At 76.8% G+C, this 907-nt stretch carries 1 protein-coding gene; it reads right to left on the reverse strand.

Annotation, left to right across the window (positions count from 1 at the left end; genetic code table 11):
• Positions 1-151: 151 nt before the first annotated feature.
• A complete protein-coding gene (gene groES, locus LCD31_RS26170; RefSeq protein ID WP_184483059.1) occupies positions 152-442 on the reverse strand; it encodes a co-chaperone GroES in 291 nt (96 codons plus the stop codon).
• Positions 443-907: the final 465 nt, after the last annotated feature.

Raw genomic sequence — 907 nt, forward strand, 5'->3', positions numbered from 1 at the left:
TCGGGCGGCGGGGGGCCCCCCCGGGGGGGGGCGGGGGGGGGGGGGCGCCCCCGCGGGGGGGGGGGCCCGCCGCCGGGCCTTCCACCCCCCCCCCCCCGGGGGCCCCGGGGGGGGCCCCCCCGGGGCGGTGGGGTGCGCATGGTGCGGGTCGTCAGTTGACGACGGCCAGCACGTCGCGGGCGGAGAGGATCAGGTACTCCTCGCCGTTGTACTTGACCTCGGTGCCGCCGTACTTGGAGTAGATGACGACGTCACCTTCCTGCACGTCGACGGGGACGCGGTTGCCCTTGTCGTCGACGCGACCCGGGCCGACGGCCAGGACCTTGCCCTCCTGGGGCTTCTCCTTGGCGGTGTCCGGGATCACGATGCCGGACGCAGTGGTCGTCTCGGCTTCGCTCGCCTGGACAACGATCTTGTCCTCAAGCGGCTTGATGCTCGCCACGGTGTGACCTCCACCTTCTGGGGCCTGCGTAAGCGTTGGCTGTGGTTTGGGTGACGGCTCCGTGGCTCCCCGTCGTCGCGGGTGCCGGGGCGCAGCGGCGCCGTGCTGATTGGCACTCTACCCACGCGAGTGCCAAGCCTCAACAACCGGGCACCCGATCCGTCGTCACTCGATGGCGCGGAACGCGGATCGGCGAGCGGTGACCGGCCGCGGACGTGCGCGGCGCGCGCCCCGGTAGCGCGGAACTGATCTCCGGTGATCGCCCGGTCGTGCCGGCGGCCGATCTTGCCGGTGCGGAACCGTCGAGGTGGGCCCGGGTCGAGCTGGGACGGGTGGGCCGGGCGGCGGCGCGGGGCGGGGGGCCCCCCCCGGGGCCCCCGCGGCCCCCCCCGCGGGGGGGGGGCCCCCCCCCGCCCCCCCGCGGCCCCCCCCCGCCCGCGGCCGGGGTCGCCGGGGTCATCAAGG

Source organism: Saccharopolyspora sp. 6M (genome assembly GCF_020176775.1).
Taxonomy (GTDB): Bacteria; Actinomycetota; Actinomycetes; order Mycobacteriales; family Pseudonocardiaceae; genus Saccharopolyspora_C; species Saccharopolyspora_C gregorii.